The organism is Oceanirhabdus seepicola (assembly GCF_023684385.1).
Taxonomy (GTDB): domain Bacteria; phylum Bacillota; class Clostridia; order Clostridiales; family Clostridiaceae; genus Oceanirhabdus; species Oceanirhabdus seepicola.
On the sequence record NZ_JAGSOJ010000002.1, the window covers coordinates 826,887 to 848,736 of the forward strand.

Annotated in this window: 17 protein-coding genes; 12 read left to right on the forward strand and 5 right to left on the reverse strand. The window is 30.6% G+C overall.

Features of this window, described 5'->3' with window-relative positions:
- Window positions 1–48: 48 nt before the first annotated feature.
- From panC to KDK92_RS11270, 3 genes are all read right to left on the reverse strand, one after another.
- On the reverse strand, window positions 49–903 hold the full coding sequence (panC, locus tag KDK92_RS11260; protein WP_250859918.1) for a pantoate--beta-alanine ligase: 855 nt from the start codon (window positions 901–903) through the stop codon (window positions 49–51).
- A 21-nt stretch (window positions 904–924) separates the two neighbouring features.
- Window positions 925–1,752: a 3-methyl-2-oxobutanoate hydroxymethyltransferase gene (gene panB / locus KDK92_RS11265; protein ID WP_250859353.1), complete on the reverse strand. Its 828-nt coding sequence runs from the start codon at window positions 1,750–1,752 to the stop codon at window positions 925–927.
- 110 nt (window positions 1,753–1,862) lie between these two features.
- Window positions 1,863–2,717: a Rossmann-like and DUF2520 domain-containing protein gene (locus tag KDK92_RS11270; protein WP_338115256.1), complete on the reverse strand. Its 855-nt coding sequence runs from the start codon at window positions 2,715–2,717 to the stop codon at window positions 1,863–1,865.
- 431 nt (window positions 2,718–3,148) lie between these two features.
- Between KDK92_RS11270 and KDK92_RS11275 the strand changes: the two genes are divergently transcribed.
- On the forward strand, window positions 3,149–5,251 hold the full coding sequence (locus KDK92_RS11275; protein ID WP_250859355.1) for a methyl-accepting chemotaxis protein: 2,103 nt from the start codon (window positions 3,149–3,151) through the stop codon (window positions 5,249–5,251).
- 61 nt (window positions 5,252–5,312) lie between these two features.
- Window positions 5,313–5,720 carry a hypothetical protein gene (locus KDK92_RS11280; protein WP_250859356.1) on the forward strand — a complete coding sequence of 136 codons (408 nt, stop codon included), beginning with the start codon at window positions 5,313–5,315 and terminating at the stop codon, window positions 5,718–5,720.
- A 460-nt stretch (window positions 5,721–6,180) separates the two neighbouring features.
- Here KDK92_RS11280 and KDK92_RS11285 read toward each other — a convergent pair whose 3' ends face one another.
- Window positions 6,181–7,794, reverse strand: a complete 1,614-nt coding sequence (locus tag KDK92_RS11285) for an amidohydrolase (protein ID WP_250859357.1) — start codon at window positions 7,792–7,794, stop codon at window positions 6,181–6,183.
- 206 nt (window positions 7,795–8,000) lie between these two features.
- Here KDK92_RS11285 and KDK92_RS11290 point away from each other — a divergent pair, with 206 nt between their 5' ends.
- The 7 genes from KDK92_RS11290 (at window position 8,001) to KDK92_RS11320 (ending at window position 14,296) form a co-directional block, all read left to right on the forward strand.
- Entirely contained in the window at window positions 8,001–9,158 is a 1,158-nt protein-coding gene (locus KDK92_RS11290; protein WP_250859358.1) for a sensor histidine kinase, read from the forward strand.
- A 19-nt stretch (window positions 9,159–9,177) separates the two neighbouring features.
- Window positions 9,178–9,831 carry a response regulator transcription factor gene (locus tag KDK92_RS11295; protein ID WP_250859359.1) on the forward strand — a complete coding sequence of 218 codons (654 nt, stop codon included), beginning with the start codon at window positions 9,178–9,180 and terminating at the stop codon, window positions 9,829–9,831.
- Window positions 9,832–9,964: 133 nt separating this feature from the next.
- Complete coding sequence (locus KDK92_RS11300) at window positions 9,965–10,909, forward strand: ABC transporter ATP-binding protein (RefSeq protein ID WP_250859360.1); 945 nt, start codon at window positions 9,965–9,967, stop codon at window positions 10,907–10,909.
- Between the two features lie 18 nt (window positions 10,910–10,927).
- Entirely contained in the window at window positions 10,928–12,100 is a 1,173-nt protein-coding gene (locus tag KDK92_RS11305; RefSeq protein ID WP_250859361.1) for an ABC transporter permease, read from the forward strand.
- A gap of 2 nt (window positions 12,101–12,102) precedes the next feature.
- Window positions 12,103–13,194 carry an ABC transporter permease gene (locus KDK92_RS11310; protein ID WP_250859362.1) on the forward strand — a complete coding sequence of 364 codons (1,092 nt, stop codon included), beginning with the start codon at window positions 12,103–12,105 and terminating at the stop codon, window positions 13,192–13,194.
- A 169-nt stretch (window positions 13,195–13,363) separates the two neighbouring features.
- Window positions 13,364–13,777 (forward strand): helix-turn-helix transcriptional regulator, encoded by a 414-nt coding sequence (locus KDK92_RS11315; RefSeq protein ID WP_250859363.1) that lies wholly within the window; start codon window positions 13,364–13,366, stop codon window positions 13,775–13,777.
- 42 nt (window positions 13,778–13,819) lie between these two features.
- The gene (locus KDK92_RS11320; protein ID WP_250859364.1) at window positions 13,820–14,296 is read left to right on the forward strand and encodes a hypothetical protein; all 477 of its coding nucleotides are present in this window, start codon (window positions 13,820–13,822) and stop codon (window positions 14,294–14,296) included.
- 259 nt (window positions 14,297–14,555) lie between these two features.
- On the opposite strand, the gene KDK92_RS11325 is transcribed toward KDK92_RS11320, so the two are convergent.
- A complete protein-coding gene (locus KDK92_RS11325; RefSeq protein ID WP_250859365.1) occupies window positions 14,556–17,528 on the reverse strand; it encodes a vitamin B12-dependent ribonucleotide reductase in 2,973 nt (990 codons plus the stop codon).
- Between the two features lie 389 nt (window positions 17,529–17,917).
- Here KDK92_RS11325 and KDK92_RS11330 point away from each other — a divergent pair, with 389 nt between their 5' ends.
- From KDK92_RS11330 to KDK92_RS11340, 3 genes are all read left to right on the forward strand, one after another.
- Window positions 17,918–18,421 (forward strand): gamma carbonic anhydrase family protein, encoded by a 504-nt coding sequence (locus KDK92_RS11330; protein ID WP_250859366.1) that lies wholly within the window; start codon window positions 17,918–17,920, stop codon window positions 18,419–18,421.
- A gap of 134 nt (window positions 18,422–18,555) precedes the next feature.
- Window positions 18,556–21,195 carry a phosphodiester glycosidase family protein gene (locus tag KDK92_RS11335; RefSeq protein WP_250859367.1) on the forward strand — a complete coding sequence of 880 codons (2,640 nt, stop codon included), beginning with the start codon at window positions 18,556–18,558 and terminating at the stop codon, window positions 21,193–21,195.
- A 10-nt stretch (window positions 21,196–21,205) separates the two neighbouring features.
- Window positions 21,206–21,706: a GAF domain-containing protein gene (locus tag KDK92_RS11340; RefSeq protein ID WP_250859368.1), complete on the forward strand. Its 501-nt coding sequence runs from the start codon at window positions 21,206–21,208 to the stop codon at window positions 21,704–21,706.
- The last annotated feature ends 144 nt before the right edge of the window (window positions 21,707–21,850 follow it).

The following is a 21,850-nucleotide window of genomic DNA, read 5'->3' on the forward strand; positions in this document are numbered from 1 at the left end:
TACATGTATAAATTAATAGTTGAAGTTGAATCTATATATCAATATTTATTAGTTATTTTTTATTTTAAAAGAAAAATTATCAATTAATCTTGTTTTGTCAAAGTGTACTGCTATAGCAACTAGAATATCATCTTTAATAGATTTTACAGTTTTTAGTGATTTTAAATCTACAACCTGAATATAATCAACTTTTGCTAAAGGCTCAGATGATATTTTTTCGCCTATGATAGCGAGTATTTTTTCTGCATCTCTTTCTCCATTTTTAAGAGAAGTTTTTGCTAAAGCTAAGCTTTGGCTCAAAACAACTGCAGCTTTTCTGTGTTCACTAGAAAGGTAAGTATTTCTAGAACTCTTTGCAAGTCCGTCAGCTTCTCTTACTATAGGGCAACCTATAACTTGAACTGGCATATTTAAATCAAGAACCATCTTCTTAATTATTGCAAGTTGTTGTGCATCTTTTTCACCAAAATATGCTCTATCTGGAGTCATGATATTAAAAAGTTTTAGCACTACTGTGCAAACACCTCGAAAATGGCCAGGTCTAGAAGTACCGCATAATTCAGATGAAAGTTGGTTAATATCAACATATGCATATGGATTATCACCATACATTTCTCTTGCTGATGGATTAAAGATTGCATCAGCACCATTCTCTGCACATAATTCAGTATCTCTTTTTAAATCCCTAGGATAGTTGTCTAAATCTTCATTAGGACCAAATTGAGTTGGATTAACAAATATACTAACAATGACCTTATCGTTTTCATTATTAGCCCTTTGAATAAGGCTAGTGTGACCATCGTGGAGATATCCCATGGTAGGTACAAATCCAATTGAATACCCTTCAGATTTCCACTGTGATATTTTATTTTTTATATCATTAATTGATGAAAATGATTCTATGTTATTCATGGCTTGCTCCTTTTAATATAATTTTTTCAGAGTCTCCTCTTTTAATGAAAATGAATGCTCTTCACCAGGGAAAACTCCTTCTTTAACTTCTTGTATATATGATGAGACACCTTCATGTATAGCATGCCCAACATCACTGAAAGTTTTAACGAATTTAGGTTTAAAATTAGAATACATATTCAACATATCCTGATAAACTAATATTTGTCCATCACAGTAAACCCCAGCGCCTATACCTATGGTTGGAATAGAGATTGACTCTGATATTATCTTAGCAAGTTGAGAAGGGATACATTCGAGAACAATAGCAAAAGCACCAGCTTCTTCAAGTTTTTTTGCATCTTCTATCAATTTTTTAGCATTATCTTCATTTTTCCCTTGAACTTTGAATCCGCCGAATACATTTACTGATTGAGGGGTTAAACCTATATGACCCATAACAGGAATTTGAGCATTTACAATTGCGCTTATATGGTCGCAATATAGTGCTCCACCTTCTAATTTTATTGCTTGTGCTCCACCTTCTTTAACAAGTCGGCCAGCGTTTACTACTGCATCATATACACTAGTTTGATAAGACATAAATGGCATATCTCCAACTACAAAAGTATGATCACATGCTCTTGAAACAGCTTTAGTATGATGTATCATATCTTCCATAGTCACTTTTAGAGTATCTTCATAACCAAGACACACCATTCCCAGTGAATCACCAACAAGAATAGCATCGATTTTTTCATCATTGAAAAGCTTAGCTGTCGAGTAATCATAAGCTGTTAACATAGTTATTTTTTCACTATTATTTTTGCATTTTAAGAAATTACTAACTGTAAAAGCCATAAATTCATCCTCCTATATAGAATGAAATAAATTTTGTTTCCAGATACATGACAACCAGCCAACGTTTTAAGGCTGGTTGTCATGTAATATGGTTAGAAAATTTCATTCTATTAAATATTTTCTAAAAATCTCTCTATGTCAGAATAGTCTTTCTCTGAATTTTTGGTCTTTGAGATCTTTAATAGATTTAATGAAAGTGTTTTATATAACTCGTCATATTCACTTCTAATACTTTCAATATGTTTATTAAGAGTATTAACATCACCGCGTACTACAGGACCCGTTATGGCATCTTCAAAGGATTGAGATAAAATATTATCAACATTGCTTTTTATAAGAGGGGCCATAGCGTTAAGTGCAGTTTCAGAATCTACCCCACAATTACTTAGTGTATTAACACCAATGTTTATCAGAGAAAGAACCAAGTTTGAAACCATCACGTTTGCTAAATGATATTCTCCTTTACTCTCTTTGGATATGCCTAATACATTATTACCTAAAGACTCAATAAGTCCTTTTAAATAGTGAAAGTGTTTAGGGTGACCTTCTATAGAAAAATATGCGGTTTTAAAGTTTTTATAAGAGTTATATTTATCCTTAAACGGATACATAGGATGGATGGAATATTGATATGCGCCTGAATTGTTTATATCATAGAAAATCTCTGAGGATAGAGAACCACTACAGTGGCAAATAATCTTACCCTCTATGTTTAAATGCTTAAGTTTTTTCCAAACTTCTATTATATTATCATCATTTGTTGTAATAAAAATAATTTCACTATTTTTCACAAGTTCATCCAAGGACAAAAAATATGAGCATCCAATAAAATCACTTGCATCCATAGCAGATTCGGGATTATTACTAAAGAATCCCTCAATGTGCAGGCCATTAAGTTTAAAGTATTTACCTAAGGTAAAACCAACCTTACCTGCCCCAACAAAAGATATTTTCAATTTTATCACCTCATTTGTCTCATTCCATAGTTATATCTTAGCGAAATTTAATTTATGCACACCTTAGAAAAAGGTATACGATAACCGTTCCAAAATCTCAGTGGTTTAATGAGTTATGGATAAGTGTAAATTAATTAATGCGCTGTATAACTATATAAGGATATAAGCAAATAAAAATATATTAACACTTGTTAAAACAATTCGGTGCAGCTCGTTTTGATACCACCCAAAGTAATTTTAACACAAATCCATTTATAGTTAAATAATAAAGTTTGGATTTAACACTAAATAAAGATGACGGAAATATCAAAAAATATATAATCAGATTATAGTGATTTGAGAAAAAAATATAATATATAGATTATTTTATTAAGATTTCTTAAAATTCGACGATAAGAATATATTATAGGGAAAATACTTACGTATGAGGAGACGGGTATATGAAGAAAATAGCGAATAAAATTGCTCTTGCAATTGGTATATGTGTTTTTGTTTCAGTACTTATCATAGGATTTATGGCTTATGGTAAGAGTAAAAACTTAATAAGAGTGGAAGCACAGGGATATCTTAGGCAACTTGTTGGAAATTATAATGCCGAATTAGACAGTGAATTAGACGAAGTAGAATTATTAACAAATAATCTTGAAAATTTAGTTGTAAGTAATATGGATTTAGAGAAAGCAAAAAATGATCCTGAATATATGGAACAATTCAAAGAGGATATACTTAAGGAGTTTTTTGGTACAATAGAGACTTTTGGTAAAAAAAGTGGATGGGTGGTATTTGATTCAAAAGTATTTAAAGGAGGACATACAATCGAAATATTTGAAAAACAGGGTAAACTTGTCAGAGCTGAGGAATACGATGTGTATGCTGAAAATAATAATAATGATGATTGGTGGAAAGAGGCTTTAGAAAAAGGTGAATACTGGAGCGAACCATATGAATGGGAAGTTTGGAATGCTGAGGTTATTACTTATAGCAAAAAACTGGTACTAGATGGTGAAGTGATAGGAGTAATAGGATCAGAGGTGTTCTTTCAAGATCTTAAGGAAGACGTAAGTAAGGTTAAGATATATAATAATGGTTATATGACGTTGATGAATGAAAATTTTGATTTTTTATATCATCCAAATAAAGATTTTGATAATATGAAAACTATACAAAATGGAGATTTTGAATTTTTAACTACAAAAATTACGAATAATACTGAAGCATATGGAATTGAAACCTATGAATATATGGGGAATGAGAAGATTCTAGCATATGAAAAAATGTCTAATGGTTGGATAGTAGCTGCAGCACCCGAGGTTGGAGAGATGAATAAAGGTGTTAATGATTTTAGAACATTTATTATTATTGTTGCTACTGTGTTGAGTATTTTAGCTATATTCATTGCAATTCTGTTAGGAAAATCTATTTCTAAGATGCTTATGATATTCATGGATAAATTTAAAGAAGGTGCAGCGGGGAACCTTGATGTACAAATAGATATAAAATCAAAAGATGAAATAGGTCAATTAGCAGTAGAGTTTAACTCATTCATGATTAAATTAAATGGGATTATAATGAGTGTAAAAACTGTTGTTGGTGATGTGGAAGAGAAGAATAAAGCAATCACTATGGCAATGGATAACTTTGCAAAAGGAGAAGATAGTGATTATTATAAACAGATAAATGATAAGGTTGAAGATGGATTGAAACAGTTAAAAGATTCAATTAAGGAAGTACTATCTGAAACTCAAAATCAGGTGGCGGGTACAGAAGAGACATTGGCTGCAATTGAAGAGATAAGTGCTTCTGCTGATGAAATTGGTAAAAATTCAGAAAAAACACTTATGTCATCACAGAATGCTGTTACTTTAGCAGGAGAAGCCTTCAATAATGCTGAAGAAATGGTAGGGGGAATGAATAAGATAAATGAAAGCGTAATGAATTCTAAGAAGCAGATTGATAAATTGACTTCTCTTGCAGAAAATGTTGGCGATATTCTAAGTACAATTCAAAGTATATCAGAACAAACAAATTTAATTGCACTTAATGCTGCAATTGAAGCAGCAAGGGCAGGGGAGGCAGGAAGAGGTTTTACAGTTGTATCAGATGAGATAAGAAAACTTGCAGAACAGACAAACCTTGAAACAGAGAAGATTGGAAATATAATAAATAATATTCAAGTTGAAGTGAAAACAGTTGAAAATGCAAATAATAAGGTATCTGAGGATGTAGATAAGGGGATTGAATATAGTAATGTTGTTAAAGAAAATATCACTAAAGTGATTGAAATTACTGAGGAGAATAACAATGAAATAATTAATATATCTGAATCTACTAGAGAGCAGAGCATGGCTGCCCAAGATGTTACTAAAGCAGTTTCAGGTATTGCTTATAATGCTGGTGAAATAGAAGAAAATGGAAATAAAACTTTGGATACTTCTAATATTATAATTGAAAAGATGAATGACAGATTGAATGATATTGAGGAGTTAAATGAAAAACTAAACTTACTTAAGAGAGAAATGGATTACTTCAAAACAAGAAATTAAGTTTGAAATTTCTACCTATAAACTGATATAATATCTATATCACATAAGAAGGAGGAAGGGTATGGAGTTTCTCGTAATGGCAGGAAAGACAATAGGATTGGCATTAGTATTTCTTCTGGTTTACTATGGACTAAGCACTTATGTACTTAAAAAGATAAAAATAAACAAGTGGATAGTTTTAGGTTTATTTGCACTTACATTATTACTACCAGCAGTTATAGGTACTACATTTGGAGGTATTAATGAGTACGTAGTATTGGTGCTTCAAGGGGTAATGGTTATTCTTCTATTATGGTTCCTTGATTTAGCAGGCTTTACTAGAAAAAGAAATGAAAAGGCTACTCAGAAACTTGCAGAAAAAGATAAGTTGAAAAAAAGCGGAGTTAAAAGAGTTAAATATAAAGTAGATAAGAAAACGGCAATAAAGCCAAAGGCTAAACCAAATCCAAGAAGAGCGAAGAAAGACTAAAACATAAAACCTTAATGGAGAATTGATAATGGACAATGGAGAATGATTGACATTTCACTCCGTGAAATTTTAATTTTGTTGTTCTTTGGACAATAGGGATTTACTTGTTTCATTTTGAATGAAACATTGTAGTTTTAAGCTAAGCTTTTATTGTAGAAAACCAATACATAAAAAATGATTATAGATTTAATCTATAATCATTTTTTGTTATATATAAAATTCTATTTAAGTAAACATCAATTCAAGAGCTAATAATATTTATGAAATTGGTCATCAGATATATTTAGTTGGCTATGAATCAATAGAATTTTGCTTGTTTAATCTTTGATGATAAATTGTAATTTAAATACAATATTTTACCACAGATAAAATAAGTAAAATGTTCAAAGCTATTGACCAATAAGATGTAGTTTCTGCCATAAGGCAGAAACATCAATCATTATCAATTATCCATTATCAATTATACATTTGTTTTTTTGAATTTCCTCTCTCCATTTACGTACGTTTCAAGAACAGTAATATCTTTTATATCATCAGCAGGAATTTCAAGGATATCATGGGATATAACAATGAAATCTGCAAATTTACCAGTGGATAAAGTTCCTTTTTTATTCTCTTCAAAATTACTGTAAGCAGGTTCTAGTGTATAGCTTTTTAGTGCTTCTTCCACTGAAATACATTCATGTGTATTCCAGCCTTCAGAAGGGCTTCCTTTTAAATCTTTTCTTGTAACAGCAGCGTAAATACCTTCAAATGGATTAAAGCTTTCAATAGGGGCATCCGAACTGAATACAGTATGTATTGAATTAGAGAGCATTGATCTCCAAGCGTAACTTGTTTCTGCTCTTTTTTTACCAACTGCTTTTTCAACTATTGGATAATCAGTCATAACAAATGAGGGTTGAACATTAGCAATAATATTCTTACTTTGGAATCTTTTTAATAGATTCTCGTTTGTGAATTGACAATGTATTATGCTGAAACGAAGATCTTTATTAGAAGAGTCATATATACCCTCATAAACATTAAGGAGTTCTCTCATTGCTCTATCACCTATTGCATGAGCACATATCTGGAAACCATTATCGTGTCCTTTATGAATAAGTTCGTTCAAAGATTTGTCATTATGTATTGAAACACCTTTAGTTTTTGTATCACTATATTCGTCTTCCATTGCAGCTGTTCTCCCACCAAGAGAGCCATCTTGGAACAACTTCATAGGTCCTATTTTAAAGAAATCATCCCCATATCCAGTTTTTAAATTCATTCTCTTACAAGTATCAAAACTTTCATTATCAGGAAGATACATCTGTTGAACAATCCTAATAGGAAGTAAATCTTCATTCTTTAACTCTTCATAAGCTTCTATGGTATTTTCTATTGAACCACTCTGCCATATATCCTCAGTGCTCATAGATGTTAATCCAACTGAGAGAGCGTCAATAAATGCAGAACTAAGAAGTGTTTTGATTTTTTCTTTGCTCATGGGTTGAAGGTATTCAAGTGCGGAATTAAGGGCATTCTCCCTTAGTACACCTGTTGGTTCTCCATTTTCTCTATCTATGATTCCTCCATCAGGATCAGGAGTGTTTCTATCAATATTAAGTTTTTTCAATGCTAATGAGTTAGTAACACCTATGTGACCACAAGCTCTAGAAAAATAAATAGGATGAGTTTTTGATATTTTATCTAAATCATAACGACTGGGAAGAGTAGGGGTATCCCAAAAATTCTCGTTCCATCCTCTTGATACAATCCATTCGCCATCTTCTATTGATCTTTCTTTAATAAAGTTCTTCACAGTATCAATTAGATTATCAATGGAAGTAACCTTTGTTAAATCCACAGAATTCTTTGTTATAGCATAGCTAAGAAAATGCAAATGAGCATCATTGAATCCAGGTAAAACTGTCTTTCCACCTAAATCAACTACCTCTTCACAATCTTCCTTTAATTCAAGAATTAAATCATCATTTCCAATTGCAGAAAAAAGACCGTTTTTCACCTTGAAAGCTGAAGCAATTTTAAGTTTATCATCTAAAGTAACTACTTTTCCGTTAATAAAAATAGACATAACAAATTCCCCTTTCTCTCATTTGAAACACCAAATAGTGTATGAATATATTATATCAGTATAGTAGATGGAGATAAATAGAAGACTTAAGAATAGTAGGTAAAATGAGTATATTCAAAGAGTGTGTGATTTGATATACTAATAATACCAGGTTATCTAATATTTACATTAAGAAAAACAGTTGCTTTATTTAAGGTGGTGATTCTATGTATTCAAATAATAAATTTCTAATAGCAATTAGATACTTAAGTATTATGTTTATAGTATTATCAATAATTTTATATCCAGGAGATAAATTCCAGATTACATTATTTAATATTAGTATTTTTATTATATTTTTAATAGTAGGGCAGCTGAGATTCTTTTATTTTTACGAAAAACCATTACTGGTAGTAATAACACTTATAGTAGAAGCTTTTATAGCTATAAAGTTAAATGATATATTTGGTGGAATATATTTCTTATACTTTACAAATATAGTTTTAGATAGTTCTATTTTATTATGTAGAAGATATAGTATAGGCATATTTATTATGGTAACTACTTATATTGGTTTATCCTTTTCAAATCACTTAATCAAGGATAAATTTCAAACCATCATAGTGTTATTTTTTATTGGAATATTAGGTATATATATAAAAGAGGAAGTACATAGGAAAACTGAAGCGCAGAAGCTATATGATAAACTAAGAGTTTCGCAAGAAAGTTTAAAGAAAGCTAATGAAGAACTAGAGTCTTATTCTAATACTATAGAAGAAGTAACATTATTAAGAGAAAGAAATAGGCTTTCAAGAGAACTTCATGATAGTGTTGGGCACTCATTTTCAGCTATAATATTTCAACTAGGTGCCATAGAAAAGTTAATATCAAGTAGTCCAGAAAAAGCAAGTGCTATGACACAAAATATAACAACATATTGTCAAAAAAGTCTTCAAGAATTACGTCTTATGGTTAGAGATTTAAAACCAAAAACTCTTGAGACATATGAAGGGTTACTGGCTATTGAGGAGTTGGTTAGAAATTTTAAGAAGATTACATCCATAGATGTAAACCTAAGAGTTTCAAAGAAAAAGTACAACCTTAACTCTGATCAATGTACTGTATTGTATAGAGTGGTACAAGAGTTCATGACTAATTCTGTAAAACATGGATATGCATCCTTAATAAATATAAACGTGACCTTTAATGAAAATGAAGTATATATTAATTTAAAAGATAACGGAGTAGGGTGCTCAAATATTAATAAGAGCTTTGGGTTACAAGGCGTTCAAGAGAGAATAACATCTGTGAAAGGTGAAGTATCGCTTTATAGTGAGAAAAATAAAGGCTTTGAACTTATAGCAACTATACCAAAAGGGATTTAAAATGATGGGGGAAGGAATCATGGAGAAAATTAAGGTTTTAATAACAGATGATGAGAAGTTAATTAGTGAGGGGTTAAGTATTATACTAAATACATATGAAGATATTGAGGTTGTAGGAACTGCATGTAATGGTAGGAAGGCACTTGAGAAGTGTGGAGAAATAGATGTAGATATTGTACTTATGGATATAAGGATGCCTATTTGTGATGGTGTTATGGGTACTAAGCTTATAAAGGAACAATATTCTAAGGTAAAAGTATTAATATTGACTACCTTTAAGGATACAGAATATATTTTTGATGCTATGAAGTATGGAGCATCAGGATATCTTTTAAAGGAGAGTTCCTATGATTTAATATATGAAGGGATAAAATCCACATACAAAGGAAATGTGGTTGTACATCCAGACATAGCTAATAGTCTTGTAAAACAACAAAGGGATGACAAGAGTACCAAAGATGAGGTTAAGGAAAAATATTCTTTAACAAAAAGGGAAATGACTATTATTCAGGAGATAGGGAATGGATTGTCCAATAGGGAAATAGCAGAAATATTATTTTTAACAGAGGGCACTATAAAAAATAACATTAGTAACATATTGAGTAAGCTTAACTTAAGAGATAGAACGCAAGTGGCAATCTTTGCTGTTAAGAATAACCTTTCAACAAATTAAAAACCATTACTTTAGAAATGACTAAAGTAATGGTTTTTTTGTAGAGTGATTACTTAAGACATTATTCATACTACCATTAATTTCATATAATTAATTTAAGATGTAAACAAAAAGATATAAAAGGAGAATTCGCATGAGTTATATAGAAATAAAAAATTTAACAAAGAGATTTAATGATAATTTAGCACTTGATAATGTTTCGTTTAATATTGAAAAGGGACAAATATTTGGATTGCTTGGTCCTAATGGAGCAGGTAAATCTACATTAATAAATATAATGTGTGGTCTATTAAAGGGAAGTAACGGTGATATATTAATTGATAGTAATTCAGTACAAAAAAATTCATTAAAGACAAAAGAGTATATTGGATTTGTACCTCAAGAAATAGTTTTACATCAGAAACTATCTCTTTTAGATAATTTAAAGTATTGGGGAGAAATGTATGGCTTAAAAGGAAAGTTATTAAAGGAAAGAATGGAGGAAGCTTTAGAACTAACTGGTTTAAAGGAAAGAAAGAAAGATAAGGTTAAAACTTTCTCAGGTGGTATGAAAAGGAGATTGAATATTGCATGTGCAATAATGCACCATCCAAAGATTCTTATTATGGACGAACCAACTGTTGGAATTGATCCACAGTCAAGAAATCACATCCTGGAGTTTACAAAGAAGATGAATAAAGAATATGGAACTACAATAATCTATACAAGTCATTACATGGAGGAAGTAGAGCAAATTTGCAATGATATAGCTATTATAGATATGGGAAATGTAATAGCAAATGGAACTAAGAAAGAAATTAAAAGATTAGTATCAAATGAAAATAATATAGAAGTTGTAATTGAAGATTTTAATGAAAGTGTAGTTTTAATTTTAAAAGAAATTAAGGGAATAAAGGATTGCTTCTATGATGAAAAAAACAAAACTTTAAATGTTGTTGTTATAGAAGATGGATATAGTATGGAGGATATTATGAAAGAGTTAATGAATTCAAAGGTGAAGATTAAATCAATATCAATAATTGAACCTAATCTTGAGTCAGTATTTTTAAGTCTTACTGGTAAGAAACTTAGAGATTAAGGTATAGGGGGAAGAGTCATGGGTAAGATTAAAGGAATTATTGTAAATGATGTAAAAATATTTTTTTCAAATATAAAGAGTAATATTCTACTATTTATCATATTTCCTGTATTGTTAAGTCATTTATATGGTGCATTTAATGAAAAAGTATTTGAGCCTGATAGAACCATAGAAAGATTTAATGTTTATGTAAATGATGAGGATAATAGTAGCTTGTCAAAGAATCTTAAAGAAGTATTAACCTATGAAGGAATTAATGAGGTAATTGAAATAGCGTCAAAGGAAGAAAGTATAGTTGCTATAAATATACCAAATGGATTTGAAGAAAGTCTATACACAGGAGAAAATACTACAGTTCAATTGGAAAAGTTAGACAAAGATGCGGAGATTCAGAGTTCTATTGTAAAATCAATAGTAGAAAACTATGTGGAATATAATACTTCATATAAACAAATTTTAAATAGCATAAATGATTCACAGTTGTTAGATAAAGAAAAAGAAGAGGTTATAAATGAATATTCTCAATATTTAAGTGCTTTTTATGAGGGTGAAGTTCTTCAAGTTAATAATATAGATAAAATAATAACATTAACTTCTCACCAATATTTTTCAGGAGCTATATTAGCTTTTATAACACTTTTGATGATTTTTGAGTTAGCACGAAGATTTATAAAAGAAAAAGAAGATGGAACATTAAAAAGATTATATTCAACTAATATAAGAAAAAGTCAGATATTTGCGGGTAAATTCATATTCAATTTTTTTCTTTGTTTCATGTTAATAAGTGTATACGTCATTATTAAAAATGTAATGGTTTCAGGCTTTGAGGTAGATTTAGTACCCCTTGTTATTACAATATTAGTCCATAGTTTATTGATTTGTGGAATAGCATCATTAATGTCCTCATTTATAAAATCTACAAAGGTGGTAAATTTACTTACAGGAATATTAATACCTATATTTGGAATGTTAGGTGGGACATTTTTCAATATTGATAATGTGGGCGATGGTGTATTTTTCAAAATAGTTCCTAAATTAACACCCAATTATTGGATTCAGAGCATATATAATAAGTTAATGAGAGGTAACTGCTTACAGGAGTTATTAAGTATAATATTGGTTATCATTGGAGTTGGAATAATTACTTCACTTATTGCATTTATGAAACTGAAAATATCTATGGAGGATTAGCTATGAAATTATTTAAAATAGGGCTCATTGAATTTAAAAGAATTATTAAAAATAAATTAAACATTATTATATTATTTGTAATACCTATGACAGTAATGATAGGTTTAGCATTTTTTATGAGTGATAAACCTATAAAGAATAATATATTACTTGTTAATGAAGATAAAGGGGTTCTTGGGCAAGCATTTAAGGAAAAGCTTATTAGTGAAGGGGTAGCTAATGTAAAGATTAAAGATAGAGAAGACGCGAATGAATTAGTAGGAAAAGGTTATTATGATATAGCGTATGTTATTCCAGAGAATTTTTCTAAATTATTAGAAGAAAAAGAAGTTCCCAAAATTGAAATGTTAAAAAAGTCTAATACAAATAATACATTTGCATTAGATAATAAAATATTGCGATTATTAAAGAATTTTTCTATAAGCTATAAGTTAGAAGAAGATAAATTAGACAATAAAGCATTTGAAGAAGAACAATCGGTTCTAGTCGTTACTGAAAAAAAAGATAATAGCAGACTTCCTATAAAAACTTACTTGATGATTACTTTATTATTAAACTTTGCTATGTATTGTTCCATAAATGTATGCACAGAACTCATGGACCTTAAAAGACAAAAGATATTCACTAGAAATCTATCAACTCCAAATAAGAGTTCACATGTAGTAGTAGGAGTGCTACTGGGACTACTAATGATGCAAGGAATATCTTATTTGGTAATAATAGTAATACAAAAATATTTATTAGGTATAAGCATAGACACAAATATAATTACTTACTTTGTAAATATTTTATCTATAGCATTAGCATCAATGTGTCTTGGAGTAATGGTTTCAAGATTTACAGATAATGAAGGTATAGGTACAATGGTAACAAATATATTCGCAACAGCTACAGGATTCTTAAGTGGTACTTTTATACCTTTGTATTTTATGCCTGAAGTGTTAAGAGGATTTGCTAAAATAACACCACAATATTGGGTGTTTAAGGGTATAACAGAAGGAAGTATATTCCCTAATATATTAGTTCCTCTATTATTTGCAGCTTTGTTCGTAACTGCTGGAACATTTAGGTTTATTAATCATAAAAGCGCTTAGAAAAATTTACTTTCTTCATCAATGACTTTGTATAGATTTCTATTCCCGTGGGTGTATTATATTGTGGTTGAGTAAATATCAACTAGCCATTGTTAGTAAGTCTTATAAGGTTAAGGTATAATTGTATTATGAACAGTCGACGGTTCACCAATAAGAAAGGAGTGAACATATGAATATAAAGATTTGTAAAAATATCGCAAAACTGCGAAAAGAAAATAAAATGACTCAGGCACAAGTTGCAGAATATTTAGGTGTATCACCGCAGGCTGTTTCTAAATGGGAACAAGAAGCAGCAATACCTGATGTTTATCTCATCCCGAAAATTGCTTTTTTCTTCAATGTATCAATAGATACTTTATTTGGTACTTCAAATATTGATACTACAGATTTGTTGGTCAGCAAGTATTCTACTGTAAGAAATGAAAAGAATTACAAAGAGGCTAAAGAAGCAGTAGAAACACTTTTAGATATGAATGGTGAAGATATGAAAGCTTTGGGATTATTGTGTCATCTTGAATATCAACGAGCTTTAGAATTTTTATTAAAAAGTAAGGCATCTTGTGAAAATTTACTAAAAGCATGAGATGGGAAAGATAAAAACTGGAGGAAACGTGCAAAAATTCAGTTGATGCGTATTGATGCTATGCTAGGTAACTATAGTTTTATTGAAGATTATATGAAGAAATTTGAAATAACAAAATCAGTAGATGACTTTAATTATCTATTAGTTGCACTTGGAGAAAGACATCAATATGAAGAGATACGCAGATGGGGTGATGATTATATTGAAACATTCAGTATAGAAGAACAAGGTATGATTTATCCTAATTTAATGGAGGCTGCTTTGGTAATTGAAGATATAGAGTATGCAAAAATATGTTTTAATAAAATTGTAGAAAATAATGAAGATAAGTATCAGATTTTTAATGCATGGTGGTTATTATGGAAACTTTATAAGAAGTTAGGAAATACAAAAGAAACAGAAATTTGTAGATTAGAGCTGCTTAGACAGTTACCATCACAAGGGCTCAATGCCTTTTCTTTTGAAAATATCAAAAATCATTTAAATGGTATTGGAGAAAAACCGATAACTATTCTTTAGCTTGTTAGGCTGACTATTTCTACGAAACGATCTATTAGTATGTGTATTAAATGTAAGTGCAGAGTGATATATTGATATCATAGTAAAAGAACTTAAAGGAATAGAATTTCCGATAAGTTCTTTTTTATTTATTATATATAGGATAATGTTTCAATTTCACTAACAAGCACTTTGCCTGATATAATGTAGTTTCTGCCCTAAAGCAGAAACATCCATCATTCTCAATTCTCCATTATCCATTCTCAATTTGTTTTTATCTTTACGAACATCCGGTAGTAGAACCACATTCCAAGCAAACTTTACAAGTTCCGTTTCTAACTAGTTTGTTACTTGAGCAATTTGGACATAATTCAGTATATATTCTCTCGCCAGTTTGTTCAGTATTATTTAAAGAAGATGTAGCAATACTGTCGGTTGCACTATAAGCGTTTATTGTTTCAGGTTTAACCTGGCAGCGAGAGTAATCATCTAACTCAATATCTATGACCTTACTTATAAGATCAGATATTGAACTAACATATTTAATGTATGGATGTTTTTGAACATAACCATGAGGTTCGTATTTCTGAGCACGTAACATTTTTGCTATATCTCTTGGGTGCACATGGTGTTGTAACATAACAGAGATACTCTTTGAAAGTGAATTCAATAATCCTGTTATTATTGTTCCTTCTCTATCAGTAGTGATGTATATTTCACATATTTCCCCATCAGGACGGCGATTTACAGTGGTATATATTTTAACATCATCTATTTGAGCTGGATGTGTTGTTCCTGTGCGAATACCTGAAGGTTTATCTCTCATTGTAAATTTTGAAGCTTGTTGATCGTATACCTTCTGAAGAAGTTCTTTATAAGTCAATTCTTCAAGAGAACGTTCTCTTCCATCAGTAAGCTGTGAGTTGAGAGGCTGACTTGCCTTTGACCCATCACGGTAAAGAGATATTCCTTTTACTCCAAGTTTCCAAGATGTTAGTGTAACATTTTTAAAATCATCTATTGTTGCATTTGAAGGAAGATTTACGGTTTTAGATATAGCTCCAGAAATAAGAGGAGTTAAAGCTGCTACCATAAACACATGTCCTGAATAATGTATAAATCGCTCTCCGCTTCCACAGTTATTAGCAGTATCGAAAATAGGTAGATGTTCTTTTTTTAGGTGAGGAGCACCTTCAATTTTACCGTCAATTATTTTCTCATATTCATATCCTTCTTCTTTTACAGTTTCAACTCTAGTTATATAGTTCATTATATCCTGTACTTCATTATCACCATAGCCAAGTTTTTTTAAAGCAGGTTCTATTACTGGATTGGCTATGGTCATATATCCACCACCAGAAAGTTTTTTATATACAATGTGACCGAAGAATGGTTCTATAGATGTTGAACCACAATCCATTGCAAAAGAAACAGTACCTGTTGGTGCAATCACTGAAACTTGTGCATTTCTAAAACCATTAGTTTTACCAGATTTATATGCATCATTCCAACACTCTTTAAGAGTAGAGGAAAGATTAGAATGATTTAAGCCTATCAATAAATCATGATCAGGTTTAAGTGGTGTATAGTGGAGATCTAAGTAAGGCTCATTTTGAGCGCCAGCCACAATACAATGATTCTTTATAACTCTTAGCATTGACTTTTTGTTTATATTATATTTTTCAAAAGGAGACAATTTTTTAGCCATTAAAGATGAAACAAAATAAGAATGACCAGTTAATATTCCTATTAAGGCAGAAGAAATTGATCTTGCTTCAGCTGAGTTATATGGAAGTCCCATCATCATCAATAAAGAAGCTAGATTGGATATTCCCAGACCTGTTGTTCTGAACATATGAGTGTTAAGAGCAATGTCTTCTGTTGGGAAATGTCCCCAGTGTACTGAAGCTTCTAAGGCTAACTGAATTAGTCCTACTAAGTGTTTATAATCATCTATTAAGAATGAATCACTTTTTTCATCATAAAACTTAATTAAATTTATAGAAGCAAGATTACACGCACTATCATCAAGGAAAGCATATTCACCGCAAGGGTTTGTGCTGTTGATTCTATTATGTTTTGCATTATACTCTCCATCTGAACCATGAGGACAGGTATGCCAAGCGTTAAATGTATCATCAAACTGAGGTGCGGGATCAGCGCATTTCCAAGAAGATTCATTAAAAGTATCCCATAGAGAAGAAACTTTAACCTTCTTATCAACAGTATTATCTACTCTTCCGGCTAGTAATAATTCAGAATCAGGATTCTGAGTTAGATTTTCAACTTTCTTCATAAACTCATCAGAGAGTCTAACTGAGTTGTTACCATTCTGTCCTGATACTGTATCATAGGCTTCTCCTTCGAAGCCCATATCATAACCCATTTTACCTAGAGCACGAACCTTATCTTCTTCTTTCGCTTTCCAGGTAATATAATCTAAAATTTCAGGATGGTCAATATCTAAACAAAGCATTTTTGCTGCTCGACGAGTAGTACCACCTGATTTTATTGCTCCTGCATTCTTATCTAACCCTTTTAAGAAGCTCATAAGACCTGAAGATATTCCTCCACTTGATAGAAGTTCTCCTTTTGCTCTTATAGGGGAAAAATTAGTACCTGTACCTGAGCCACCTTTGAACAGTTTAGTTTCAGTTACATACTGTTCTGAGATGGAATGAGGTCCTAGTAATTTATCTTGTATTGAAAGAATAAAACATGCTGAAGCTTGTGTACGTGTATAAAAATCTTCAGTCTCAACAACTTTCTTAGAATCTATATCATAATAATATCCTGTAGCGGAGCCTTTAATTCCATAGGATAATTTAAGTCCTGTATTAAACCACTGTGGTGAGTTCGGTGCAAACATTTGAGATAGTAATGCAAAAACAAGTTCATCATAAAAAATATTTGCATGTTCCTCAGTCTCAATTAAACCCTCATTTTTAAGGGATTCCATCCAAAAGTTAACAAGTCTATGAACAACCTGTTTCAAACTATTCTCGTAATTTTGAGAACCAGGTATACCACTTTTTCTAAAGTATTTTGAAGCAATAATATCACATGCGTTTTGAGAATAATGAACAGGAAATTCTAAATCCGTCATATGTACTAAAGTATCACCAGTTTTATAATCCGTTAACTTAACATTAACTTTTTTCCATTGAAATAAATCATATACATCCTTGCTGGTATCAGCCAGGAGCTCTTTTGTAAATCTTCTTTTGAAAATATCAGAAATATTTGAATGCATATAAGTACCCCTTTCAATAAAATACACAATATATAGTGTTGGACAAATTGAACAATACTATATATTGTATGCACTTATTAATTTAACATAAAAATATAATTTAGTAAATACTATTTTAGTATACATATTCTCTTATGATTTTCATGGAATTTGTTGAAATTGTGTGAAAAATAAGAGGTAGGTTTGATATAATGAATATATAGAAGTAGGATAAATATATTAGGTATAGATTTCTTGCATTAAAACTTATTTTATTTAAGAATTCGAAAAATAATATTGTATTTTATAAAGAAAAAATAGCAAAGAATAAGAATAAATATTGATACAAATTACTTTGATAAATTAAACTTTGAGGTAAGATATTTATATGTAAAAATGGAGGGTAAAGTATGATTAAAAAATATTTAGATAAGGAACCACTTATTGCACAAAATGCATTTTGTGCAGAAAATGCTACTTTAATAGGAGAAATAATTATAGAAAAGGATGCTAGTGTTTGGTTCAATACAGTTCTTAGGGCAGATAATGAACTAATTAAGATAGGGGAAGGGAGTAATATACAAGATAATTGTACTGTTCATGTTGATGAAGGATATTCTGTGGAAATAGGTAAAGGAGTAACTGTGGGACATAATGTAATATTGCATGGTTGTAAGGTTTGCGATAATTCATTAATTGGAATGGGAAGTATATTACTAGATGGTGTGGAAATAGGAGAAAATACTATAGTAGGCGCTGGAAGCTTAGTTACTTCAGGTAAAAAGATACCTTCAGGAGTACTGTGTCTAGGATCACCTGCAAAGGTAATAAGAGAACTAACACAAGAAGAAATTCAATCTATAGAACATTCAAGTAGTCATTATATAGATAAAAGTAAGAAATACATGGAATAATGAAATAAATTGGAACACTGAAACAAATTGGAACATTGAATAAAAAGGAAATGAAATAACTATTGTCGAATATTATTGATGAAGGACTGACTTTTTATCTGAGATTTCGTAGAAAGTAGTGAGAGGTGATTATAATGAATAAGAGTATTAGAAATAAATTATGTTGTTTTTCGGCAATTGTTTTTTTGTTTGGAGCGAGTTCACAATACGCATTGGGAAGTACTGTGAATAGCGAATATAGAGAAATAGTCGATGGAATTGAATATATAGAGAAAGAAATATTTAAAGGAAATAATTCTAAATATAGAGTTAATGAGTTAAGTATAGATTTAAATAATGAAGATGTAGGTGTGATATTTGCAAAAGAGAAACAGTATTCATTAGGAAAATCTGAACTATCAGAACATGTTAATGAGGCAATTGAACAAGGAAATAGAGTTGTAGCTGGGATAAATGGAGATTTCTTTAATGTAAAGGCAGGGGTAAGTGTTGGACCTCATGTAGAATATGGAGAGATTTTAACTTCTTTCACTTCAACAACAGATAGAAATAAATATCCTCTTATTGTACAAAGAAAGAACAATAAGGTTTCTATTGAAAAATTAGTCTTTAGTGGAGGATTAAAAGTTTTAAAAGGATATGGCGATTCGGATATTCCAGATGGTGTAATAGATGATAGTGAGATCTTAAAATACTCATTTGATTCAGTTAACAGATATGAAGAATTTGATGTTAATAGGTACAAAGTGAGCAACTATATGACTGTAACAACACCTAACTATAGTGAAGATAGAAGATTAAGAAAATCATCCTATGCACCAAATGAGATTCTTGTAGTGTTAAATAACGTAAAATCTCAATCAAGTGAGTTATTGGATAGTGGGTTAAAATTGGACAAGGAGTATAGAGGTGAGGTTGTAAGTATCGGAGGAAACGAAGATGGATATATACCTAAGAATGGAATTATAATAGCTGCAAGTGGTAATAAAGCTGAATGGCTTAAAGAGAATGTTGAAATTGGTGATCAAATAAGACTTAAAGCAAGTTTTGGAGATCAAGAGATTGAACGAATTATGGCTGCATATTCTTATTTAGTTGAAGATGGTAAAGGATATAGTGAAGAAAAATTAAAAGAAGCTGGATATCAAGGTGGACTTTTAACTTTGCAGAGATCAAGAACTGCTTTGGGGATTGATAAAAAAGGAAATTTAGTAGCGGTAACTGTAGAAGGTGGAACAGCTGCTAATGAATACTCAGATGGAGCATCTTTAAGTGAATTTGCACTCATATTGGAAGAGATGGGATTACAAACAGCTGTGAATTTAGATGGTGGAGGTTCTACAGAGATAACTTTAAAGAGTTATGCAGAAGAAGAATTTAAAATTATTAATAAACCTGAAGATGGTAAAGAAAGAAAAATAAGCAACTCATTACTTTTTACAACTAAAGATAATAAAAGTGATAAAAAGGTAGATTCAATTTCTTTAAAAGAACCCTTTGTTATACTGAAAAATTCATCAATCCCTTTAAATGTTAAGGCAGAAAATAAGTATGGATTTGAAGTGAATGTTGATGCAGCTGAGGTTAAGTGGAAGGTATCAGACTCCTCAAGTGAAATCGCAAATGGTATATTCAATGCTGGGAATGCCAATGGATTAGTTATGATTGAAGGTAAATATGACAACAAGAAAGCTGTTACATATGCAATAGTAATTGATGAGCTGGACAAAGTTGAGATAAATAGTGGATATGAGATGCATCTTAACAAAGGGGATGAATTTCAATTTAAGGCAATTGGTAAGAGTTCTTATTTGGGAGAAATAGAATTAAATAAAAACAATATAGAATGGAAGCTTAATGGGAAAATTGGTAAAATAGATGAGGCTGGTAAACTTATAACATCTAATAGTGGAATTGGTATTGTATCTTGCTCTGTAGGAGATAAAGTTACAGAGGTGAAAGTTAAAGTTGGACAAGACCATGCACTGATAGATGGTTTTGAAGAAAAGAAGTTTTATTATGATGTTGATGGATTTATGGGTGGAAAAGGAAGTGTATCTCAGGAAAAGGCATACAATGGAAATAATTCATTTAAGATAACCTATGACTATAGTAGCTGGAACAAAGAATATAATGGAACAATAAATCTAAAGATTAATGGACAAGAGAGCCCAAAAACATCATATGGAAGACCTGAATACATATCCGCAATGGTATATGGAGATGGAAAAGCACCGTGGATGAGGGCTAGTTTCACTGATGCTAATGGTGAAGAATTTATTGTGGATATGGCTTCTAATATTGATTGGAATGGGTGGCGTGAAGTAAGAGGCGAGATGCCAAGTGAAGTAGCTTTACCTATTAAATTAGAAAAAATATATTTTGTTGAAACACATAAAGAAATAGAGAAAAAATCTGGAGAAATCTTTATTGATGATATTATGTTTATCTATAAAGACGCATATAAGAATACTAAAAAAGAACTCACAACTAAAATAGAAGGAATATATCCATCAAATAATATGAGTATAAACAATAGAAAGTTCGCTATAAAAGCTAAGTTATATGATGAGGTCACTGCTATAGATCCATATTCTATTAAAGTGTTAGTAGATGGAGTAGAGGCAAGATTTTCTTATAATGAAAAATCTAAAGAATTGATAGCAGTTCCAGATAAGGTATTAAAAAATGGTGCACATATAATTACAATAAATGCTAAGAATATTTATGGTGAAAGTGCTAGAAGATTAAAGATTGATGTAAATGTAGAATAGGAGTAGAGAGATGTTTCAATTAAAAGGTATTGAAAAGATGAATGAAGAGCAAAAGATGAAATATATGATTAATAAGTTACAAGCACAGTTGAGCTCTGAAGAAGACGAATTAGCCAATATAAGCAATGCAACAGCTATAATTGATGCTATAATTGATAGAATTAACTGGGCAGGATTTTATTTTATTAAAAATGATGAGCTTGTACTTGGCCCTTTTCAAGGGTTACCAGCATGTAATAGGATACAGATAGGGAAGGGTGTATGTGGTACCGCAGTAGTGGAAAGAAAAGTTCAGAGAATTGCTGATGTTTGCAAGTTTCCAGGACATATTGCTTGTGATGCAGCATCTAAATCTGAAATAGTAATACCCTTAATTAAAGATGATATTGTGTATGGAGTGCTTGATATTGATAGTCCACAATTTGATAGATTCTCAGAATTAGAAGAAAAATATCTTGTGAAGTTCGTAGATCTTTTAAATGAATATGTTGATTGGAATAGAATAATATAGATTTCTTAATTGAAAACTTAACATATTAAGAAATTCAAAAGTAATATTTATGTTTAAAGAACAAATATCAAAGAACAAAGAACAAATCATGATACCTTTCACACGAGCTGAAAGCCTTTAATTTATAGAAAGTTGATTTTACTG

Bases quoted from the DNA above. Each gene is read 5' to 3' on its own strand.
- panB (WP_250859353.1), bottom strand. From the start codon at position 1,752: ATGGCTTTTACAGTTAGTAATTTCTTAAAATGCAAAAATAATAGTGAA.
- KDK92_RS11275 (WP_250859355.1), top strand. From the start codon at position 3,149: ATGAAGAAAATAGCGAATAAAATTGCTCTTGCAATTGGTATATGTGTT.
- KDK92_RS11280 (WP_250859356.1), top strand. From the start codon at position 5,313: ATGGAGTTTCTCGTAATGGCAGGAAAGACAATAGGATTGGCATTAGTA.
- KDK92_RS11285 (WP_250859357.1), bottom strand. From the start codon at position 7,794: ATGTCTATTTTTATTAACGGAAAAGTAGTTACTTTAGATGATAAACTT.
- KDK92_RS11290 (WP_250859358.1), top strand. From the start codon at position 8,001: ATGTATTCAAATAATAAATTTCTAATAGCAATTAGATACTTAAGTATT.
- KDK92_RS11295 (WP_250859359.1), top strand. From the start codon at position 9,178: ATGGAGAAAATTAAGGTTTTAATAACAGATGATGAGAAGTTAATTAGT.
- KDK92_RS11300 (WP_250859360.1), top strand. From the start codon at position 9,965: ATGAGTTATATAGAAATAAAAAATTTAACAAAGAGATTTAATGATAAT.
- KDK92_RS11305 (WP_250859361.1), top strand. From the start codon at position 10,928: ATGGGTAAGATTAAAGGAATTATTGTAAATGATGTAAAAATATTTTTT.
- KDK92_RS11310 (WP_250859362.1), top strand. From the start codon at position 12,103: ATGAAATTATTTAAAATAGGGCTCATTGAATTTAAAAGAATTATTAAA.
- KDK92_RS11315 (WP_250859363.1), top strand. From the start codon at position 13,364: ATGAATATAAAGATTTGTAAAAATATCGCAAAACTGCGAAAAGAAAAT.
- KDK92_RS11325 (WP_250859365.1), bottom strand. From the start codon at position 17,528: ATGCATTCAAATATTTCTGATATTTTCAAAAGAAGATTTACAAAAGAG.
- KDK92_RS11330 (WP_250859366.1), top strand. From the start codon at position 17,918: ATGATTAAAAAATATTTAGATAAGGAACCACTTATTGCACAAAATGCA.
- KDK92_RS11335 (WP_250859367.1), top strand. From the start codon at position 18,556: ATGAATAAGAGTATTAGAAATAAATTATGTTGTTTTTCGGCAATTGTT.
- KDK92_RS11340 (WP_250859368.1), top strand. From the start codon at position 21,206: ATGTTTCAATTAAAAGGTATTGAAAAGATGAATGAAGAGCAAAAGATG.